Annotated in this window: 22 protein-coding genes; 16 read left to right on the forward strand and 6 right to left on the reverse strand. The window is 67.8% G+C overall.

Going from position 1 to position 19,805, the window contains the following annotated elements; genetic code table 11:
* Positions 1-95 precede the first annotated feature (95 nt).
* The 4 genes from IM738_RS23800 to IM738_RS23815 all read left to right on the forward strand — a co-directional run bounded on the left by IM738_RS23800 (position 96) and on the right by IM738_RS23815 (position 4,836).
* Positions 96-1,070, forward strand: a complete 975-nt coding sequence (locus tag IM738_RS23800) for a LysR substrate-binding domain-containing protein (RefSeq protein WP_236963486.1) — start codon at positions 96-98, stop codon at positions 1,068-1,070.
* Positions 1,071-1,176: 106 nt separating this feature from the next.
* On the forward strand, positions 1,177-2,610 hold the full coding sequence (tcuA, locus tag IM738_RS23805) for an FAD-dependent tricarballylate dehydrogenase TcuA (protein ID WP_236963487.1): 1,434 nt from the start codon (positions 1,177-1,179) through the stop codon (positions 2,608-2,610).
* On the forward strand, positions 2,597-3,778 hold the full coding sequence (gene tcuB, locus IM738_RS23810; RefSeq protein ID WP_236963488.1) for a tricarballylate utilization 4Fe-4S protein TcuB: 1,182 nt from the start codon (positions 2,597-2,599) through the stop codon (positions 3,776-3,778). Before tcuA ends, tcuB begins: the two co-directional genes overlap by 14 nt.
* 68 nt (positions 3,779-3,846) lie before the next feature.
* Positions 3,847-4,836, forward strand: a complete 990-nt coding sequence (locus tag IM738_RS23815; RefSeq protein ID WP_236963489.1) for a Bug family tripartite tricarboxylate transporter substrate binding protein — start codon at positions 3,847-3,849, stop codon at positions 4,834-4,836.
* A gap of 149 nt (positions 4,837-4,985) precedes the next feature.
* Here IM738_RS23815 and mnmA read toward each other — a convergent pair whose 3' ends face one another.
* The gene (mnmA, locus tag IM738_RS23820) at positions 4,986-6,107 is read right to left on the reverse strand and encodes a tRNA 2-thiouridine(34) synthase MnmA (RefSeq protein WP_236963490.1); all 1,122 of its coding nucleotides are present in this window, start codon (positions 6,105-6,107) and stop codon (positions 4,986-4,988) included.
* A gap of 181 nt (positions 6,108-6,288) precedes the next feature.
* Here mnmA and IM738_RS23825 point away from each other — a divergent pair, with 181 nt between their 5' ends.
* Positions 6,289-7,428 carry a Fic family protein gene (locus tag IM738_RS23825; protein WP_236963491.1) on the forward strand — a complete coding sequence of 380 codons (1,140 nt, stop codon included), beginning with the start codon at positions 6,289-6,291 and terminating at the stop codon, positions 7,426-7,428.
* 85 nt (positions 7,429-7,513) lie between these two features.
* Here IM738_RS23825 and IM738_RS23830 read toward each other — a convergent pair whose 3' ends face one another.
* Both IM738_RS23830 and IM738_RS23835 read right to left on the reverse strand, forming a co-directional pair.
* The gene (locus tag IM738_RS23830; protein ID WP_236963492.1) at positions 7,514-8,032 is read right to left on the reverse strand and encodes a YcxB family protein; all 519 of its coding nucleotides are present in this window, start codon (positions 8,030-8,032) and stop codon (positions 7,514-7,516) included.
* Positions 8,033-8,042: 10 nt separating this feature from the next.
* A complete protein-coding gene (locus tag IM738_RS23835; RefSeq protein ID WP_236963493.1) occupies positions 8,043-8,555 on the reverse strand; it encodes a DUF2127 domain-containing protein in 513 nt (170 codons plus the stop codon).
* Positions 8,556-8,874: 319 nt separating this feature from the next.
* Here IM738_RS23835 and IM738_RS23840 point away from each other — a divergent pair, with 319 nt between their 5' ends.
* The 11 genes from IM738_RS23840 to IM738_RS23890 all read left to right on the forward strand — a co-directional run bounded on the left by IM738_RS23840 (position 8,875) and on the right by IM738_RS23890 (position 17,217).
* The gene (locus IM738_RS23840; RefSeq protein WP_236963494.1) at positions 8,875-9,702 is read left to right on the forward strand and encodes a dioxygenase family protein; all 828 of its coding nucleotides are present in this window, start codon (positions 8,875-8,877) and stop codon (positions 9,700-9,702) included.
* Positions 9,703-9,713: 11 nt separating this feature from the next.
* Positions 9,714-10,346, forward strand: coding sequence for an esterase (gene ypfH / locus IM738_RS23845; protein ID WP_236963495.1), 633 nt, complete (start codon positions 9,714-9,716; stop codon positions 10,344-10,346).
* A gap of 10 nt (positions 10,347-10,356) precedes the next feature.
* The gene (locus IM738_RS23850; protein WP_236963496.1) at positions 10,357-10,824 is read left to right on the forward strand and encodes a hypothetical protein; all 468 of its coding nucleotides are present in this window, start codon (positions 10,357-10,359) and stop codon (positions 10,822-10,824) included.
* A gap of 148 nt (positions 10,825-10,972) precedes the next feature.
* A complete protein-coding gene (locus tag IM738_RS23855; RefSeq protein WP_236963497.1) occupies positions 10,973-12,037 on the forward strand; it encodes an extracellular solute-binding protein in 1,065 nt (354 codons plus the stop codon).
* Positions 12,038-12,041: 4 nt separating this feature from the next.
* Positions 12,042-13,163, forward strand: coding sequence for an ABC transporter ATP-binding protein (locus IM738_RS23860; protein WP_236963498.1), 1,122 nt, complete (start codon positions 12,042-12,044; stop codon positions 13,161-13,163).
* Positions 13,164-13,167: 4 nt separating this feature from the next.
* The gene (locus IM738_RS23865) at positions 13,168-14,040 is read left to right on the forward strand and encodes an ABC transporter permease (RefSeq protein WP_236963499.1); all 873 of its coding nucleotides are present in this window, start codon (positions 13,168-13,170) and stop codon (positions 14,038-14,040) included.
* 1 nt (position 14,041) lies between these two features.
* A complete protein-coding gene (locus IM738_RS23870) occupies positions 14,042-14,911 on the forward strand; it encodes an ABC transporter permease (protein ID WP_236963500.1) in 870 nt (289 codons plus the stop codon).
* Between the two features lie 139 nt (positions 14,912-15,050).
* Positions 15,051-15,308, forward strand: coding sequence for a PepSY domain-containing protein (locus tag IM738_RS23875; RefSeq protein ID WP_236963501.1), 258 nt, complete (start codon positions 15,051-15,053; stop codon positions 15,306-15,308).
* Positions 15,309-15,321: 13 nt separating this feature from the next.
* On the forward strand, positions 15,322-15,861 hold the full coding sequence (locus IM738_RS23880; RefSeq protein ID WP_236963502.1) for a cytochrome b/b6 domain-containing protein: 540 nt from the start codon (positions 15,322-15,324) through the stop codon (positions 15,859-15,861).
* A gap of 37 nt (positions 15,862-15,898) precedes the next feature.
* Entirely contained in the window at positions 15,899-16,300 is a 402-nt protein-coding gene (gene arfB, locus IM738_RS23885; protein WP_236963503.1) for an alternative ribosome rescue aminoacyl-tRNA hydrolase ArfB, read from the forward strand.
* Between the two features lie 164 nt (positions 16,301-16,464).
* Positions 16,465-17,217, forward strand: coding sequence for a hemerythrin domain-containing protein (locus IM738_RS23890; protein WP_236963504.1), 753 nt, complete (start codon positions 16,465-16,467; stop codon positions 17,215-17,217).
* A gap of 11 nt (positions 17,218-17,228) precedes the next feature.
* On the opposite strand, the gene IM738_RS23895 is transcribed toward IM738_RS23890, so the two are convergent.
* The 3 genes from IM738_RS23895 to IM738_RS23905 are packed head-to-tail and all read right to left on the reverse strand — an operon-like array spanning position 17,229 to position 19,642.
* Positions 17,229-18,590 carry a GAF domain-containing protein gene (locus IM738_RS23895; protein ID WP_236963505.1) on the reverse strand — a complete coding sequence of 454 codons (1,362 nt, stop codon included), beginning with the start codon at positions 18,588-18,590 and terminating at the stop codon, positions 17,229-17,231.
* Complete coding sequence (locus tag IM738_RS23900; RefSeq protein ID WP_236963506.1) at positions 18,587-19,090, reverse strand: hypothetical protein; 504 nt, start codon at positions 19,088-19,090, stop codon at positions 18,587-18,589. The genes IM738_RS23895 and IM738_RS23900 overlap by 4 nt, the downstream gene beginning before the upstream one ends.
* A 33-nt stretch (positions 19,091-19,123) precedes the next feature.
* Complete coding sequence (locus tag IM738_RS23905) at positions 19,124-19,642, reverse strand: NUDIX hydrolase (RefSeq protein ID WP_236963507.1); 519 nt, start codon at positions 19,640-19,642, stop codon at positions 19,124-19,126.
* Between the last annotated feature and the right edge of the window lie 163 nt (positions 19,643-19,805).

Raw genomic sequence — 19,805 nt, forward strand, 5'->3', positions numbered from 1 at the left:
AGGTGTTCGGCGTCGGCCAATAATCCACCGGCAAGAACATCGAACAGGCGCCCACAGCAGCGCGCCGGTTGTGCCACCCGAGACAAGGACGCTTCATGGAACTGCGGCAGTTGCGCTACTTCGTTCGCATCGTCGAGCTCGGCTCCATGAGCCGGGCGGCGGCGGACCTGGACATGGTGCAGTCCGCGCTCAGCCAGCAGATCACGCGGCTGGAGGGCGAGCTGTCCACGCGGCTCCTGCACCGCACGCCGCGCGGCGTGGCGCCCACCGAGGCGGGCGTGGCGTTCTTCCGGGAGGCGCAGCTCACCCTGCGCCATGCCGAGCAGGCCATGCGTGTCGCGCAGCAGGCGCGCCTGTCAGGCACCGTCAGCGTGGGGCTGGCGCCCACCACCTCGGCGGTGCTCGGGCTGCCGCTCATGCAGGCCATGCGAGAGCGTTACCCGGACGTGCGCCTGCACATGGTGGAGAGCATGTCGGGCCACCTCACCGCCATGCTCAACGCCCGCCAGCTCGACCTGGCGGTGCTGTTCGACACGCGCCTGCACCAGACCCGACAGGCTGGTGGCGGGCGACGCTGGGGCGTGATGCCGCTGCTGGAGGAAGACCTGTTCCTCGTGCGCCGCGCCGCCGCGCCGCGCCTGCCGGCCGAAATCGCCATCGCCGACCTGGCCGACGAGCCGCTGATCCTGCCCACCGGCCCGCACGGCCTGCGCAGCACGCTGGACACGGCGTTTGCCGGCGCCGGCATCTCCCCGCGCGTGGTGCTGGAGGTGGACTCGCTCGCCATGGTGATGGCCGCGGTGAATGCCGGACTGGGTTCCACGCTGCAGCCCTGGGCGGCCCTGGGCCGTTACCCGGACGCCGCACAGCGCTTCCAGTGCGCGCGCCTCACCGACGCCCCCGCGCGCCGCGTGAACCTGCTGTGCACCCTGTCGGACGACGAGTTGTCACCCGCCGCACTGGCCGCACGGGTGGTGCTGCTGGACTGCGTGCGCTCGCTGCTGAGCGACGGCCGGTGGTTCGGCGCCACCGCCCTCGCAGCCGTGCCTGCCACCCATCACACTTTGTGATACCCCCATGACGTGAGCCCGCTGCACAGCGGGCCTGGGTCTTTCTACATTCCCTCATGCGCCGGATGCGTTCCGGCGCCCCACGAGAGAAAGCAGAAGGAGACCCATGTCAACGGACCCCGATGTTCTGGTGATCGGCGGCGGCAACGCCGCCCTGTGCGCCGCCTTGATGGCCCGCGAGGCCGGGGCCAGCGTGTTGCTGCTCGAAGCCGCGCCGCGCGAATGGCGCGGCGGCAACTCCGCCCACACCCGCAACCTGCGCTGCATGCACGACGCGCCGCAGGATGTGCTGGTCGATGCCTACCCCGAAGAAGAGTTCTGGCAGGACCTGCTGAAGGTCACCGGCGGCAAGACCAACGAGACGCTGGCCCGGCTGGTCATCCGCGCCTCGTCGAACTGCCGCGACTGGATGCGCCGCCACGGCGTGCATTTCCAGCCGCCGCTGTCGGGCGCGCTGCACGTGGCGCGCACCAACGCCTTCTTCATGGGCGGTGGCAAGGCGCTGGTGAACGCCTACTTCCGCAGCGCCGAGGCGCTGGGTGTGCAGGTGCGCTACGACGCGCCGGTGGACCGCATCGAGATGGACAGCGGTCGCTTCGTCGCCGCCCACGTGAACGGCCAGCGCATCACCGCCAAGGCCTGCGTGCTGGCCGCCGGTGGTTTTGAATCGAACCGCGACTGGCTGCGCGAGGCCTGGGGCCAGAACCAGCGCGGCGAATGGCCGTCGGACAACTTCCTGATCCGCGGCACGGCCTTCAACCAGGGCGTGTTGCTGCGCCACCTGCTCGACGACCACAGCGCCGACCGCATCGGCGATCCGACGCAGGCGCACATGGTGGCGATCGACGCGCGCGCGCCGCTGTACGACGGCGGCATCTGCACCCGCATCGACTGCGTGTCGCTGGGCGTGGTGGTGAACCGCGACGGCGAGCGCTTCTACGACGAGGGAGAGGATTTCTGGCCCAAGCGCTACGCCATCTGGGGCCGCCTGGTGGCGCAGCAGCCGGGGCAGATCGGCTACTCGATCATCGACAGCAAGGCCATCGGCCGCTTCATGCCGCCGGTGTTCCCGGGCGTGAAAGCCGACAGCCTGCCCGAGCTGGCGCACAAGCTCGGCCTGGATGTGGACACCTTCATGCGCACGCTGGACGGCTACAACGCCGCCTGCCGCGTGGGCACCTTTGACCACACCGCGCTGGACGACTGCCACACCGAAGGCATCACCCCGGCCAAGACCCACTGGGCGCGCCCCATCGACACCGCGCCCTATTACGGCTACGCGCTCAGGCCCGGCGTGACCTTCACCTACCTCGGCCTGCACACCGACGACACGGCCGCCGTGCGCTTCAACAACCAGCCCAGCAGCAACCTCTTCGTCGCCGGCGAAATGATGGCCGGCAACGTGCTGGGCCAGGGCTACACGGCGGGCGTGGGCATGAGCATCGGCACGGCGTTCGGCCGCATCGCCGGCACGAACGCTGCACGGGCCGCCCAGGCCACCCGCACCACCCCCACCGGAGCCCACCATGCACACGCTTGAAGCCCTCTCGCGCGACGCCAGCGCCCTGGCCAACGGAGAGACCGTGCTGTCCGCCCCCGAAACCGAAGTGGCGCGCCAGATGCAGATCTGCAACGCCTGCCGCTACTGCGAAGGCTTCTGCGCCGTGTTCCCGGCCATGACGCGCCGGCTCGAATTCGGCAAGGCCGACATCCACTTCCTGGCCAACCTCTGCCACAACTGCGGCGCCTGCCTGCACGCCTGCCAGTACGCCCCGCCGCACGAATTCGCGGTCAACGTGCCGCAGGCCATGGCCCAGGTGCGCGGCCAGACCTATGTGGATTACGCCTGGCCGCCGGCGCTGGGCCGGCTCTACCAGCGCCAGGGGCTCACGCTGTCGCTGGCGCTGACTGCCGGCCTCGCGCTGTTCCTGGTGCTGGCCGTGGTGCTCCAGGGGCAAGGCTTGGGCGCGCTGTGGAGCGCGCCGGGTGGCGACTTCTACGACCTCTTTCCGCACAACCTGCTGGTCGGGCTGTTCGCGCCGGTGTTCCTGTTTGCCACGCTGGCGCTGGCCCTGGGCGTGCGCCGCTTCTGGCGCGATGTGACACCCGCCACCAGCGGCGCGCCGCTGTCGGCCCCCGCCACGGCCGAGGCGGCCGATGCCGTGATGCGCCTGAAGTACCTGGACGGGGGTCACGGCGAGGGCTGCCACAACGAAGACGACGCCTACACGCTCTCGCGCAGGCGCTTCCACCACCTCACGTTCTACGGCTTCATGCTGTGTTTCGCCGCCACCAGCGTGGCCACGCTCTACCACTACCTGCTGGGCCAGCCCGCGCCCTACGACCTGCCCAGCCTGCCCAAGCTGCTGGGCGCGGTGGGCGGCGTGAGCCTGGCGCTGGGCACGGCAGGCCTGTGGTGGCTGAACCTGAAACGCAACCCACAACACGGCGACGCCGCGCAAAAAACCATGGACCGCGGCTTCATCGCCCTGCTGTTCCTCACCGCCACCAGCGGCCTGGCCCTGTGGGCGGCGCGCGGCACACCGGCCCTGGCGCTGACCCTGTGCCTGCACCTGGGCGCGGTGATGGCGCTGTTCGCCACCATGCCCTACGGCAAGTTCGGCCACGGCATCTTCCGCACCGCCGCGCTGCTGCGCCACGCGGTGGAAAAGCGCTTGCCCAACCCGGTCGGTCTGGGCGCCGATTGAACCCACGCTGTTCGACCGTTTTCTTTCCACGACTTCCACCCCACGAACCTCACCGAGGAGACCTCACCATGCAAAAACGACACGTCCTTCGCGCCACCGCGCTCGCCCTTTCCACCCTGTGGCTGGGGGGGCTGACACATGCCCAAGCCCAGGCGCTGGACTTCCCGCCCAAAAAGCCCGTCACCCTGGTGGTCGGTTTCGCGGCCGGCGGCGCGGCCGACGCGGCCGCGCGCCTGATCGCCAAGAAGCTGGGCGAGAACATCGGCCAGACGGTGATCGTGGAGAACAAGGGCGGCGCGGGCGGCAACATCGCGCACCAGTTCGTCTCCAAAGCGGCGCCCGACGGCTCGGTGCTGCTGTTCGGGTCCGTGGGCCCGCTCACCATCGCGCCGCACCTGATGAAGCTGCCCTACGACCCCTTTGTGGACCTCACCCCCATCTCGGGCGGTGTGTACTTTCCCAACGTGCTCGTGGTGCACAAGGGCGTGGGCGTGAAGACGCTGGCCGAGTTCGTGCAGCTGGAGAAGAAAAAGCCCGGCAGCGTGGACTTCGCTTCCACCGGGGCGGGCTCGGCCTCGCACCTGGCGGGCGAGCTGTTCAACCAGCGCGCGGGTATCAACATGGTCCACGTGCCCTACAAGGGCGGCGCGCCCGCGCTGCAAGACCTGCTGGGCGAGCGCATCGCCTCGTACTTCTCGGCCCCGCCCACGGCCATGCCGCACATCGAGAGCGGCAAGCTCGTGCCGCTCGCCACCACCGGTCTCACGCGCCCGGCCTACCTGCCCAACATCCCCACCGTGGCCGAGGCCGGCTACCCCGGCTTTGAGGCGCTCAACTGGTACGCCTTCGTGGCGCCGGGCAAAACCCCTGTGCCGCTGCTGGACCGCTGGAACCAGGAGATCGTGAAGGCGCTGAACGACGCAGGTGTGAAGGACGCGCTGACCCACCACGGACTGACCCCGCAGCCCACCACGCGCGCCGAGTTCGCGGCGTTCATGAAGAAGGAATCCGCCCAGTGGGCGGCCATCGTCAAGGAGCGCAAGATCACGGCCGATTGAGCTCCGCCAGCCAGAATCCGCTTTCCCAGGTGCCGGAGCGCAACCCAGCCGCATGAAATGGCGCCACTCAGGGCACCGCCGGGCCGGCTTTGCCGGACGGCCAGTGCCGCCCCCTTGAGGGGGTCGCGCGCAGCGCGGCGGGGGTCACTTCAAGGGTGGTTGGCCGCCTCGGTGTGGATCACCCCGCCGCCCAGGCAGACCTCGCCGTCGTACAGCACGGCACTCTGCCCCGGCGTCACCGCCCACTGCGGTTCGTCAAACCGCAGCGTGATGCCGGTGGCGTCGGTCGCCAGCGTGCAGGCTGCATCGGCCTGGCGGTAGCGCGTTTTCGCGGCGATGTCGGTGACCTGCGGCGCCTCGCCCGCGACCCAGCTCAGGTCTTCGGCGCGCAGGCTGGGCGAGAGCAGCCAGGGGTGGTCGTGGCCCTGCACCACCCAGAGGATGTTCTGGGTCATGTCCTTGCGCGCGACGAACCAGGGCTCGTGCTCGTTGCCGCCCTTCTGCGCGCCCTTGGCCTTGATGCCGCCAATGCCCAGGCCCTGGCGCTGGCCCAGCGTGTAGAACGAGAGCCCAACGTGCTGCCCGATGGTGCGGCCCGTCGGGTCCTTGATCGGCCCCGGTTCCTTGGCGATGTAGCGGTTCAGGAAATCGCGGAACGGCCGCTCGCCGATGAAGCAGATGCCGGTGCTGTCCTTCTTCTTCGCGTTCGGCAGGCCGATCTGTGCGGCAATGCGGCGCACCTCGGTCTTGGGCAGCTCGCCCACCGGGAACAGCGTCTTGGAGAGCTGCGCCTGATTGAGCCGGTGCAGAAAGTAGCTCTGGTCCTTCAGCGGGTCCAGGCCTTTGAGCAGCTCGTGTTTCCCGGTGGCGGCGTTGAGACGGACCCGTGCGTAATGACCCGTCGCGATCTTTTCGGCACCCAGGCGCATCGCGTGGTCGAGGAAGGCCTTGAACTTGATCTCGGCGTTGCACAGGATGTCGGGGTTCGGCGTGCGCCCGGCCGAGTACTCGCGCAGGAACTCGGCGAACACGCGGTCTTTGTACTCGGCGGCGAAGTTGACGTGCTCGATCTCGATGCCCAGCACGTCGGCCACGCTGGCCGCGTCCACAAAATCGACGTTGGACGAGCAGAACTCGCTGTTGTCGTCGTCCTCCCAGTTCTTCATGAAGATGCCGATGACCTCGTAGCCCTGTTCCTTGAGCAGGTGCGCGCTCACCGCGGAGTCCACGCCGCCGCTCAAACCGACCACCACACGTTGCTTGTTTGCCATGGGCGGATTATCCCAGCGGTGTCCGATGCCCTGAGACCATGCGCGTGTTCACCATCTGTGATGGACCGCCCGCGTTGAAGCGTGGGATGGAGGAGAGCAAGTTCCGGCGCTCGGTAATCTGCGGCGATTGACAGCCACATTCACCGCACATAAAGCGGTGAATGAAACGCATAATCGCCGCATGTTTCCCGAAAAGCCCCAACGCCGCCGCACCTACCTCTGGCGGCGCCCCGACTGGCCGCAGTGGCGGTTTGATTCGGCGGCGCTCGCCGCCCCGCTGGCCCAGGTGCACCGCGCGCAGGGCCATCTGGCGGGCCGCATGACCGAGCTCGGGCTGGCCCAGCGCGACCAGGCCACGCTGCAGGCCCTGACCCAGGAAGTGATCACCACCAGCGCCATTGAAGGCGAAGCGCTCAACCTCGACGCCGTGCGCTCCTCCATCGCCCGCCGGCTGGGGGTGGACATCGGCGCGCTGGCCCCGGCCGACCGCTACGTGGACGGCGTGGTGGACATGGTGCTGGACGCCACCCAGCAATACGCCCAGCCGCTCACGGCCGAGCGCCTGTTTGGCTGGCACGCGGCGCTGTTCCCCACCGGCTACAGCGGCCGGGTGCGCATCCAGGTGGGTGCGTGGCGCAACGACGCCGCAGGCCCCATGCAAGTGGTGTCTGGCCCCGTGGGCCGGGAAAAGGTGCACTACCAGGCCCCGCCCGCCACCGCGCTGCCCGCAGAAACCGCCGCCTTCCTGCAATGGTTCAACGCCGCCCCGGCCGGCGACGCCCTCATCCACGCCGGCCTGGCCCACCTGTGGCTCGTCACCCTGCACCCCTTTGACGACGGCAACGGTCGCATCAGCCGCGCCGTGGGCGACATGGCCCTGGCCCGCGCCGAGGGCACGGCACAAAGGTTCTACAGCCTCAGCGCCCAGATACAGCGCGAGCGCAAACAGTATTTCGACCAGCTCGAAACCACCCAGCGCGGCGCGCTGGACGTGACGCCATGGCTCAGCTGGTTCCTGGCGTGCCTGCTGCGCGCCGTGCAGGGCGCCGACGGCTTGCTGGCCGGCGTGCTGGACAAAGCCCAGTTTTGGCAGCGCTGGGCCGGCACGCCCATGAATGCACGGCAGACCCTGGTGCTCAACCACGTGCTGGACCGTGCGCCGGGCGACTCGCCCGGGAAGCTCACGAATGCCAGTTGGGCTGCGATTGGCAAGTGCTCGGCCGATACGGCGCTGCGTGACATCAACGACCTGTTGGCCCGGGGCGTGCTGCGCAGGCTGGAGGGCGGGGGGCGGAGCACAGGGTATGTGTTGAACAGGTAGGCCGCGCCTGTTCAGGTCCACGCCCCGACAGACGGGCTACGCACTACGGACGTACAGGATTGAGGTGAGGATGTTCTGACCGAAGTCAGGGCTTTACGGGTTTGACGGCCTTGTTGGCCGGCCCTACGTTCTGCAGCAGCGCGTCTCGAAAAGCCGTTTCCGTGAACGGTGGAGCGAAAGACCGCTTCGGGATGATGTGAAACATTGTGTCCGATTGGTAGAGGGAAAAGACAGACTTGGACTCCCTCCAGCGATGGACATGGTTCCATGGAAGCAAAGCCTCACCGTTGGATGTCTGGAAGCGCAAGCCGTCCCTTTCCAGGTCAATCGAGTAGGGCTCGTGCAGCGAGCGTTGCTGACGAAACAACCTGTTGACCCACCAAGGGAGGTACACCCAGTACCAAACAGGAAAGAAGCCCAGAGCGAAGATGCCAATCACCTCGTTCCAGCTGGCTCGCATCTGCAGAACAGATCGCACGATCAAGAACAGTCCGAACAGCCCGACCAGGGCCAATATGCTGCCAATGGCCGCCAGTACAGGGCGCGGCTTAATGCCAAGGCGAATGGCAGCGAGATAGTCGAACGGAGAAAGCTGGACTTGCATAGGACTGGTTTCAGGATACGTTGCCAAACTCCGCCTTGATCGGTGCCGACATCAAACGCCAGATCAGCCAGACAGACACCGCCGAAAAGCCGACCGCCATGGCGATAGACACGACCCACATGGTCGACGCCATGCTCTCGAACTGGGCGCCGAACTCAGGAGGCACATCGGCCATTGAGGGGATGGCGGAAAAGAACGATTGCTGGATGAACACCCCGGCAATGTTCCACACGATGCTCAGCCCCATCAGGGCGATGAAGAACAGCCTGGCCCATTCCTTTCGACGAAGAAGGCCGATGCCCGAGACCAGAGAAACCACGGTCATCAGCCAGAACGCCACAAACAATGCGCGCATGTGGGCAAACATGAAGGTGACGAACGCTGGCATCTGATCCATTTGCAGCCCGGAAGGCATGGGCATCTGGTCCACGGGCATCAAGGTGAAGAAAAAGATGTTCTGCAAGGTCGAGATGACAACGCCCAGCGCCGCCGGGACGATCGTGATCCAGGCGAGCGTGGTCACGAAGCTGGATCGCTGGGTGGGTGGGTTCGGTGTGAGCGTTGACATCGGTGTTCCTCTTTGAGTTCTGAGTCTACGGTGGCCATGAAAGTTGTTGCGATCAAGCCGGGCATGGGTCTGGTGGCTCGACAAGTCGCTGGTTGACAGGCTTGGTGTGCCGCTTGCGCGAAGTGAGGTCTGAGCTATCGGTGCCCCGAACAAGGCGCGACCGGACCTTCAACGCTTTTGACGCCAACCTGCAAACCACCAGAACCCACGCGCCAGGCCCGCGTCCTAAAGTCTGATCCATCGCCGCCGCAAGGTGGCTCTGTGAAAGACCTACATGCCCCGCCTGCCCACCCTCTTCATTTCCCACGGCTCCCCCACCTTCGCCATCGAGCCCGGCATCGCCGGCCCGGCGCTCACCGCGCTGGGCAAAACCCTGCCGCGTCCGAAGGCCATCCTCGTGGTCTCGCCGCACTGGATGACGCGCGAACCGCGCGTGGCGACCAGCGCCGCGCCGCAGACGGTGCACGACTTCGGCGGCTTCCCGCCCGCGCTGTACCAGCTGAACTACCCGGCCCCGGGCGCGCCCGCCGTGGCGCAGCGCGTGATCGAGGTGCTCGGCGCTGCCGGCTGGCCGGTGGTGGCCGACGCCCAGTGGGGACTGGACCACGGCGCCTGGGTGCCGCTGCTGCACCTGTTCCCGGCGGCCGACATCCCGGTGTTTCAGGTGTCGTTGCCCGCGCGGCTGGACGGTGAGCGTGCCTACGCCTATGGCCAGGCGCTCGCGCCGCTGGCGGAAGAGGGCGTGCTCATCATCGGTTCGGGCAGCCTCACCCACAACCTCCACGAGGTGCGCTTCGACGCGCCCGACGCCCGCGCCGAAACCTACGCGGCCGAGTTCGCCGCCTGGGTCGATCAGACCCTGAGCAGCCGCGACCACGCCCGCCTGCAGCAGACCATGGCGGTGGCGCCGCACGCCCAGCGCTCGCACCCCACGGCCGAGCACCTGTGGCCGCTGATGGTGGCGGCCGGCGCGGCGGGCTCGCAAGTGCCGGTCACGCGCATTGACGGCGGCATCACCTACGGCGTGCTGTCGATGGACTCGTATGTGTTCGGCGCCATCCCGTCGGTGGCCGAAGCGCCGGCCCTGGCCGAGGTCGCCTGATGGAGCCGCTGATGAACACCGACGACCTGATCGTCCAACAGCCCAGCGAGGCCGCGCGCCAGCTGGTGCTGCTGTTCCACGGCGTGGGCGCGAGCCCCGAAGGCCTGGTGCCGCTGGGCCAGGCGCTGGCCCGGCCTGACCGCTGGGTGGTCAGCGTGCGCTCGCCGTTTCCGTCCGACATGGGGGTCGGCTGGCAGTGGTTTTCGGTGCGCGGCATCGACGAGGCCAACCGCGTCGAGCGCATCGCGGCGGTGATGCCGCGTTTCGTGCAGACCGTTCAGGCCTGGCAGGCCCGCACCGGGCTGGACGCCTCGGCCACGGCGCTGGCGGGCTTTTCGCAGGGCGCCATCATGGCGCTGGAATCCACGCAGCAGGCGGCGCCGCTGGCCTCGCGCGTGGTCGCGATGGCCGGGCGTTTCGCCGAGCCGCCGCGTGTGGCGCCGGCCGGCACGGCGCTGCATTTCATCCATGGCGCGCAGGACCCGGTGATCGCGCCCTCGCACAGCGTGAACGCGGCCGAGCGCCTGCGTGCGCTCGGCGCGAGCCCGATGGTGGACGTGCTGCCCGGGCTGGGCCACGGCATCGACGAACGGGTGCTCGCGCTGCTGACCCGCGCGCTCGCGCCGGACGCGGCCCTGGCCTGAACCTGCCGCCATGAACACCCTGCGCCTGGACATCGGCGCCGCCGAGACCACGGCGGTGCTCTCGCGGCCGGACGGTCGAGAAGAGCGCTGGCGCCTGCCCATCGGGCTGGTCACGCTCTGGCCCATGCCTGTCTCGAAGCAAGGGCCGTCGGCGTTGGCCATCGAGCACGCGATCCAGACCGTGGAAGACGCGATCCAGCCGCTGGCGGGCCACATTCCCGCGGGCGCCCGCCTGGTGGTCGCGGCCTGGGCCATGGCGCCGCTGCAACGCGCAGGTGCCATTTGGGGCCTGGCGCACGAGGCCATTGGGCTGACGCAGATCGAGCGCGAGTACCAGCAGCTGGCGGCGCGGGCGGTGGGCGCGCCCTCCGCCACGGGCAGTGGTTTCGACGATCCCGCGGGTGACGCGCTGGTGCTGATCCTGCGCGAGTGCCTGCACCACCTGGGTTTTGACGCGGTGCATCTCACCGCAGCCTGAGCGCGAGCGCCGCAGGGGCGGCTGTCACGCGGTTTTCACGGTATTGACTTATGGTGGGCTTTGCCGGATTCTGCGTCTGGCCGTCACCCCGGGCCCACACGCGCTGTGGCGCCTCCCAACCCAAGCCCACCTTGAAAGCGATCTCCCCATGAAGAGCAAGTTGTCCCGCGTTGTTCTGGCCACGCTGTTGCTGGCCGCTGGTGCCGCACAGGCCCAAGACAAGACCCTGCGCCTGCTGACCTGGGCCGACTACGTGCCCAAGGACGTGCTGGAGCAGTTCACCAAAGAGACCGGCATCAAGGTCGAGGTCACGCTTTCCAACAACGAAGAGATGATCTCCAAGCTGCGCGCCACCGCCGGCGCCGGCTTCGACCTGGCCCAGCCCAGCCAGGACCGCATCGCCGGCCCGCAGGCCGAGTTCAAGATCTACAAGCCCATGGACCTGAGCAAGGTCAAGTCCGATCTGTTCATCGCGCCCATGCTGGAAGCCACGCGCCTGAACACCACCATCGACGGCAAGGTCTACGGCCTGCCGCACATCTGGGGCACCGACGGCCTGGCCGTGAACACCAAGACCTCCAAGGTGGCCGACTACAACGACCTCTGCGCCGCTGACAACGCTGGCAAGGTCAGCATGCGCCTGAAGCGCCCGACGCTGATCGCTTTTGCCTTCGCCAGCGGCAAGAACCCGTTTGCGCTGTACAGCGACGCCAAGGCCTACGGCGCGCTGATGGACGAGGTGGGCAAGACCCTGACCGATTGCAAGAAGAACGTGAAGTTCTACTGGGACGGCAAGGACCAGCTGCTCGCCGGCATGCGCTCGGGCGAACTGACGTCCGCCATGATGTGGGACACCGGCACCTGGGGCCTGAGCAAGACCATGCCTGAAATCAAGTACCTGGCGCCCAAGTCGGGCGCGCTGGGCTGGGTCGACACCTTCGCGCTGCCGGCCAAGGGCAAGAACGACGAGGCCGCCTATGCCTGGATCAACTTCAACATGCGCCCCGAGATCGCCGCCAAGGTGGCCGGCGCGGTGGGCAACTTCACCGCCAGCAAGGGCGCTGACCAGCTGATGGACCCGGTGCTCAAGAAGCAGTTCGCCGAGAGCTTCCCCGAGGCCGCGATCAAGAACATCAAGTGGTACCCGGCCGTGCCCGCCGGCATTGAAGACATCGAAGGCCGCGTGCTCGACCGCATCAAAGCCGCCAAGTAAGCCCATGCCCGCCGCCGTGAACGCCACGGACCGCGCGGGCACGCCCGACCTTCAGATCCTGGCCGTCCGCAAGCGCTATGGCGCGTTTGCGGCGGTCGACGATCTGAGCTTCGAGGTGCGCCAGGGGTCCTTCTTCTCCATCCTGGGCCCCTCGGGCTGCGGCAAGACCACCCTGCTGCGCATGATCGCGGGCTTCATCGCCCCCGACGCGGGCGACCTGCGCATCAAGGGCGCGTCGATGAACGGCGTGCCACCCAACAAGCGCCCGGTGAACATGGTGTTCCAGCACCTGGCGCTGTTCCCGATGATGAGCGTGGGCGAGAACATCGCCTACGGCCTGGAGCGCCGTGGCGTGAAGGGCAGCACCGCCAGGGCCAAGGTGACCGACATGCTGCGGCGCGTCGGCCTGCCGGGCAGCGAAGGCAAACGCATCGACCAGCTCTCGGGCGGGCAGAAGCAGCGCGTGGCGATCGCTCGCTCGCTGGTGCTGGAGCCCGCGCTGCTGCTGCTCGACGAGCCGCTGGGCGCGCTTGATCTGAAGCTGCGCGAGCACATGAAAGTGGAGCTGAAGCAGCTGCAGGCCGAGGTCGGCACCACCTTCGTCTACATCACGCACGACCAGTCGGAAGCGCTGGTCATGTCGGACCAGGTCGCGGTCATGAACCACGGCCGCTTCGAGCAGCTGGGCACGCCCCAGCAGCTGTATTACCAGCCGCAGACCGCGTTCGTCGCGGGCTTCGTGGGCAACAACAACCGCTTCGAAGGCACCATCGAATCGCGCAGCGGCGAGCAGGTCTTGCTGCGCACCGCGAGCGGCATGGGCCTGTGGTCGCAGCGCGTGGGCCAGGTGGATGTGGGGCAGTCGGCCCTGCTGTTCATCCGCCCCGAAGCCATCGAGATCGGTCGCAGCGCGCGCGAGCTGCCCGCCGGTGAACCGGCCTGGACGGCGAAGGTGCAGAGCGTGCTGTTTGACGGCGGCAACTCCACCGTGCAGGTGCGCGAGGACAAGAGCGACACACCGCTGCAGATCGCGCTGCCGCTGACCGGTCGCCTGGCCGACCTGAAGGTGGGCGAGACGGTGCACTTCGGTTACCAGCCTGCGCAGGCCTGGTGCTTCAACGCCTGATGCCATGAACGACATCGCCACCCACCGACGCTGGATGCTCGGCCTGCTGCTGGCCCCGGCGCTGCTGTGGCTGGGCGGGCTGGTGATCCTGCCGCACGTCGAGCTGCTCATGCTCTCGCTGCAGGCCCGCGTCGGCCCCGGCGAATACGCTGCCAGCCTCGACCAGTACCGCACCTTCGTGGACGAGCCGCTGTACTGGAACACCTTCGTGCGCACGGCCACGGTGTCGGTGCTGGCGACGGTGTTCACGCTGCTGCTTGCGTTCCCCGCCGCCTGGTACATCGCCAAGGTGGCGCGCGGGCGCATGAAGATGGTCTTGCTGGTGCTGTGCCTGCTGCCGTTCTGGGTGAGCGAGATGGTGCGCACGCTGGGCTGGCTGATTTTGCTGCGCGAGACCGGCGTGGTCTCGGGCCTGCTGCAGGCCGTGGGCCTGGCGGACCAGCCGGTGGAGCTGCTGTACCACGACGCCACCATCCTCGTGGGCCTGGTCTACGCCTCTTTGCTGTTCATGGTGATCCCGCTGGTCAACAGCCTGGAGAGCCTGGACGACAGCCTGATTGAGGCTGCCTACGACCTGGGGGGCTCGACGGCCAACATCGTGCGCCGCATCGTCATCCCGCACGCCGCGCCGGGCATTGCCGCCGGCTGCATCGTGGTCTTCATGCTGTGCCTGGGCAACTACCTCACGCCCACGCTGCTGGGCGGCAAGAACTCGCTCTGGTTCACCGAACAGATCTACACCCAGTTCATCACCCGCTTCAACTGGAACCAGGGTGCGGCCTTCGGCTTCCTGCTGCTGGCGCTCTCCAGCCTGCTGGTGTGGGTGGGGTTGCGGCTCACAGGTCAGCGCTTCGGCGCGGTCATGAAAGCGAGCTGAGATGATTCCCAGCCTGCCCCGTCCCCCGCTGCAACGTTTCGGCCTCGGCGCGTTCGTCGCGGCCTTCTTCGTGTTCCTGTTCGTGCCGCTGGTGGTGGTGGCGGTGTTCGCGTTCAACAACGCCGATTACCCGACCCCGCCTTGGATGGGCTTCACGCTCGACTGGTTCACCGCGAACACCGACGCGCGCACCGGCCTGCTGTTCGACGCCGAGCTGCTGCAGGCCATCGGCGTGAGCGCCTGGGTGGCCGTGTGGGTCACGCTGCTGTCGGTGGGGGTGGGCACCTGCAACGCCTTCCTGCTGGAGCGTTTCGAGTTCCCGGGCAAGAGCGCCATTGCGCTGCTGAGCATGGTGCCGCTGGTGATTCCGGGCGTGATCCTGGGCATCTCCATCCTCGCGTTCGCCAGCCGCATCGCCAACTTCGCCGACGAGACCTGGGGCCTGGAGCTGGACTTCCTGCGGCCCGGCCTGCCGCTCGTGATCCTCGGACAGTTCTGCTACATCGTGACCATCGCCACGCTCACCGTCTCGGCCAGCCTGCGCCGCTTCGACCGCACGCTGGAAGAGGCCGCCTACAACCTCGGCGCCAGTCGCGTGGCCGTGCTCTGGACCATCACGCTGCCCTACCTGCGCCCGAGCATGATCGGCGCGGCGGCGATGGCCTTTCTCATGTCGTTCGAGAACTTCAACACCACGCTCATGCTCGTGGGCTCGGACGCGCCGCTGACCGTGCTGATGTATGGCCGCATGCGCGAGGGCGCGACACCGGTGCTCAACGCGGTGAGCCTGTTCCTGATGATCGCGTCGGCCCTGCTGGCCGTGCTGCTGCTCTGGCGCAGCGGCGCTCGGGCATCCACCGAAAACACCTGAAGCGTCCTGTCGCTGCGCACCTGTAACGGTGCTCACGGGTGCTCACACTTTCACACAGGCCTCTTAAGGTTGACTTCATGTGAAACCCTTTCAATGCACCCACCAGCACTTGCTGGGTTGCTATTGAAAAGGATGTTCCATGAAATCATTTGTCGTCTCCGCCCTGTTGATCGCTGCCTCCGGTGTCGCCATGGCCGGCCCCACCTGCAATGTGCCCAAGGAAAAGTGGATGCCCGAAGCCACGTTCAAGAAGGGCCTGGAAGAGAAGGGCTACCAGATCAAGACCTTCAAGGTCTCCAAGGGTGAGTGCTACGAGATCTATGGCTTTGACAAAGCCGGCAAGAAGGTCGAGATCTATTTCGATCCCGCCACCGCCGCCATTCTCGAAACCAAGTGATTCCGATTGAGCGATGAAGTCCTCTGCCACCCTTGACACCAGCCGACCGGTCTGGGACCTGTTTGTCCGCGTTTTTCACTGGACCCTGGTGGTCTGTGTGCTGATGAACAGCTTTGTGCTGGACGACGGCGAGACCGTCCACCAGTGGGCGGGTTACCTCGCTTCGGCCCTGGTGCTGGCGCGGGTGGTGTGGGGCTTTGTCGGATCGCGCCACGCGCGGTTCACCGATTTTTTCCCGACGCCGGGGCGCATCGCGCGCCACGTGCGCGGCATGTTCTCGGGTCACGCCGAATTTCACTGGGGGCACAACCCGCTGGGCGCGCTGATGATGATGGCGCTCATGGGGCTGGTGCTGTCGCTGGGCGTGACCGGCTGGATGCAGGGACTCGATGCCTACTGGGGCGAAGAGTGGCTGCAGGATCTGCACGAGGTGATCGGCGACGCGCTGATCATCCTGGTGGGGCTGCACGCGGCGTCTGCATTGCTCATGGGGCGCATCGAGCGCACACGGCTGGTGAAGGCCATGGTCACGGGTGTCAAAGAACGCTACTGATCGAACGCCTCCACTACGGCATGGCACACTGCCGCGCATGTCCCGCGTCGATCCTTCCGAAGTTGAATTCACCGCCATCCGCGCGCAAGGCGCGGGCGGGCAGAACGTCAACAAGGTGTCCAACGCCGTGCACCTGCGTTTTGCGGTGCACGCGTCGTCGCTGCCCGAAGCGATCAAGGAGCGCCTGATCGCCTTGAGCGACCAGCGCATCACCACCGAGGGTGTGGTCGTCATCAAGGCGCAGACCAGCCGCAGCCTGGAGCAGAACAAGGCCGACGCGCTGGAGCGGCTGCAGGCTCTGGTGGACAGCGTGGCCACCCTGCCCAAGGCGCGCAAACCGACCAAACCGAGTTTCGGATCGAAGCAGCGCCGCCTCGAAGGCAAGGCCACGCGCGGGCAGGTCAAGCAGTTGCGCGGTCGCGTGCGCGGTCTGGACTGATTGGGGGTCCTTTGTGCGCGCTTAAGATTTTTTTAGGGTTCCTTTAAGCGCTATTTAGCAGAGCGCCGAAGGGCCGGTTCCTAGACTGCTTTCCATGGCAGGTGATGCACGGTGCATCGCCGCCAACCACGAAGCAGACGGGCCAGGCCCGCGAAAGGAATCCCATGCAATCGAACACCCACGAACTGGCGCAGGTCGCCGCCACCGCCCAGGCCGTCGAGGCCGGAACGGGCCGCGTCAATCTCTACGCCGGCATCCACAAAGCCCTGCGCGCCTTCATGGCCGACACCCTGCTGGCCGTGGGCCGGACCGACCCGGCCGACGCACAGGAGGTGGCCGCCACCCAGGAGCGCGTGGGCACGCTGCTGGACCTGTGTGTCGCGCACGTGCGCCACGAGAACGGCTTCGTGCACCCCGCCATCGAAGCGCATAGCCCCGGCGTGGTGGACGGTGTGGCCGGTGAACACCTCGGGCATCTGGAGCAGATCGCGCGGCTCCGCGCCATGGCCAACGGCCTGGAGGGGCTGGCGCCGGCCGCGTGCGCGGCGGCGCTCCAGAACCTGTACCTGGCGCTGGCGCTGTTCGTGGCCGAGAACCTGCAGCACATGCACATCGAAGAGACCGTGCTCAACGGGGCTCTGTGGCAGGCCTTCAGCGACGCCGAGCTGGTGGGCATCCATGACGGTCTGCTGGCCACCGTGCCGCCGGCCGAGATGATGCTGGTGATGCGCTGGATGCTGCCGCAGCTGAACGCGCCGGAGCGGCTGGAGCTGCTGGGCGGCATGCGCCAGGGTGCACCGGCCCCGGTGTTTCAGGCGGTGCTGGACGGGGCGCGTGCGCAGCTGGCGGAGCGCGACTGGGCCAAGCTGGCGCGGGGGCTGGGTCTGGCGCCGGTGGACGGCCTGGTGACGGCCTGAGGCCACTGGCTTCAGCCAGCGATGTCGTCGAGCTCGACCGGGCCGGCGGTGTCGAAGCGGAAACAGCCGCGGCCGGTTTTTTCGATGCGCAGCTGCGGGCATTGTTCGGCCAGCCGGCGCTGCAGCAGCAACAGGCGCGCTTCGAGGTTGTCGGCCACGTCCGGCAGGCGCAGCGCGCGGTCCAGCCGCAGTTCGCGGTTGGTGAACTCGTGGCGGCCCTGGCGTTGCCCGTCCTGCAACAGCTTCCACAGGATGGCGCCGGCCACGCCCTTGATCAGGTAGGCGTTGTTGACGAACACGCTGTCGTTGCTGCGGTAGTGGCGCACCTGCAGGGGCGGACCGGCCGGGGCCTTCGCGGGCGCGGCGGTGTGTTCCGTGCCGGGCGCGTCGGGGCAGGGCTCGGCGCTGTCCTGCATGAGGTCGATGCCGGCGGCGAGTTGCCCGCCCAGCGTGACCAGCAGGTCTTCGTCCTCGAAGCTGAACTGCAGGTCCAGCGGGCTTTCCACGAACAGCACGCCCAGCACCCGGCCGGCCGAGAGCAGCGGCACCGCCAGCTGGCTGTGCGGTTCGGGCAGGCCGGGGTAGGGGATGTCGGTGCTGATCGCCGTGCTGCCCTCGCCCGCCAGGCTGTCGCGCAGCGCCCGGCTGTACAGGTAGGCACTGGTCATGTGCATGATGCGCACCGGCGTGCGCTCGCGCGCGGCCACGCCGATCACGCCGTCGCCCAGCGGAATCTCCGAGCCCACGCCCGAAGTGGCGTAGCCCCGGCTGGCCACGGTGTAGAGCCGTTCGGTGAGCGGGTCGAGGATGAGCACCATGGCGTGTGCAACGCCCAGGTCCTGCTCCAGCGTCTGCAACGTGGCGTCCAGCAGCGCGTCGAGCGTGGTGCAGGCCGCCAGCCTGGCGCTGCCGCGGCGCAGCGCGCCCAGCAGGTTGCAGCGCGGGGGTGCCTGCGGCAGCGGTGTGGGCATGTCGCAGGGCACGCGCTCGATCTCGCACACCTCGTGGATGTCCGCGCCCAGCAGGCGAAACACATGGGCCATGCCGCTGTGCGAGGCGATGCCCGCCAGCTGGGCCTTCATGCTTTCAAACACCGGGCCGCTGTCTTCGGTGCGCAGGTAGCGCAGCTGCAGGCGGTAGAAGCGCGCCGTCTGCGGATGCAGCACCAGCACCGTGGAGCGCGGTTGGGCCAGCAGGTTCTTGCGTGTCTTGTTGAAGAACTGGAACGACAGTGCCACGTGCCGTTCGTCCACGTAGAACACCTGGGACAGGTAGGCGACGTTGGGTGTGCCATCGGCGGCGCAGGTGGCCATCATGGCCGGGATGGCCCCTTCCAGACAGGGGCGCACCTCGGCCAGGTCCACCAAGGTCATGCCACGGCCCCGCCCAGGGCCTGGCCAGCGCGCGGCCCGGGTGTCTGGTCAAAGGCTTCGTCGGGCGTGAACTCCACCGCCACCACGTCGTCGAGCGGGTGCGCGAACATCGCCGAGACGAACGCCGGGCCGAAGCCGATGCGGTCCAGTTCCTGCTGCATGGCGAGCAGGTAACGCTGCAGCACGGCGGCGTCTTCCGGGCGCGCCTCGCGCAGCCGGGCACGGCGGGTCTTGAGCTGCACCGTGCGGTGGGAGCTGGGTTCGCTGAACACCACCGCCATGCGGCCGCTGGTGGCCACGTCGCGCAGCAACTGCGCCGAGGGGCGCCGGCCGAGGTAGACCGTGACGAGGTCGCCGGAAGCGCTGATCTGACTGCCCAGCGCCCGCATGACGCTGGGGGTCAGGTCGTGCCCGCAGGCGCTGACGATGACCGACACCCCGCGGGCCATCATGTCGAGCAGGTCACGGCTGAGCTGGGGTGGGGTGGCGGGGTGTTCCAAGGTGTGTGAGCCGGCGGCACCAGACGCCGATGATCATATCGACGGCGTGGCCCGCGGCAAAGGGTCGGTGCCACCGGGGGCGCTCACGGACGGCTCGGTGTGCACCAGCGCCATCGGATAACGCTGGCCCGCCAGGTGGTCCTCCACGCAGCGCAGCACCAGCGGGCTGCGGTGGCGCCCGGTGCTGGTGCGGATCTCGTCCGGCGTCATCCACAGGGTGCGCACGATGCCGGTGTCGAGCTCGCGTTGCTCATCGAAGTCGCCCAGCTCGCCGCAGTAGGCAAAGCGCAGGTAGGTGATGTCTTCGCCGGTGGCCGGGCGCTGAAAACGCGAGAGGTAGATGCCCACCAGCGCCGTGGGCGTGAACCGGAAGGCGGTTTCTTCCAGCGCCTCGCGGGCCACCCCCTGTTCGGGGCTCTCGCCCGGATCGAGGTGGCCGGCCGGGTTGTTCAGGCGCAGGCCCTCGGGCGTGTGTTCTTCCACCAGCAGGTAGCGGCCATCGCGTTCGATGATCGCGGCCACGGTGGCACTGGGTTTCCATCGGGTGTTCATGGCTTGCATTATCCCGACCGACCGTTCGGGTGTTCCTTCGAACGGGACGTCTTGCCGCATCGTGAAAATCTGGGTGCATCGCCTGCAGGCGACGGTCACCGGGCTCCGTGCAAACCCTTATGTGACAAGGGCTTGCGCAGGGCGGGGGGTCCGCGGTCGTCGG

The organism is Hydrogenophaga sp. SL48, from assembly GCF_021729865.1.
Classification (GTDB): Bacteria; Pseudomonadota; Gammaproteobacteria; order Burkholderiales; family Burkholderiaceae_C; genus Hydrogenophaga.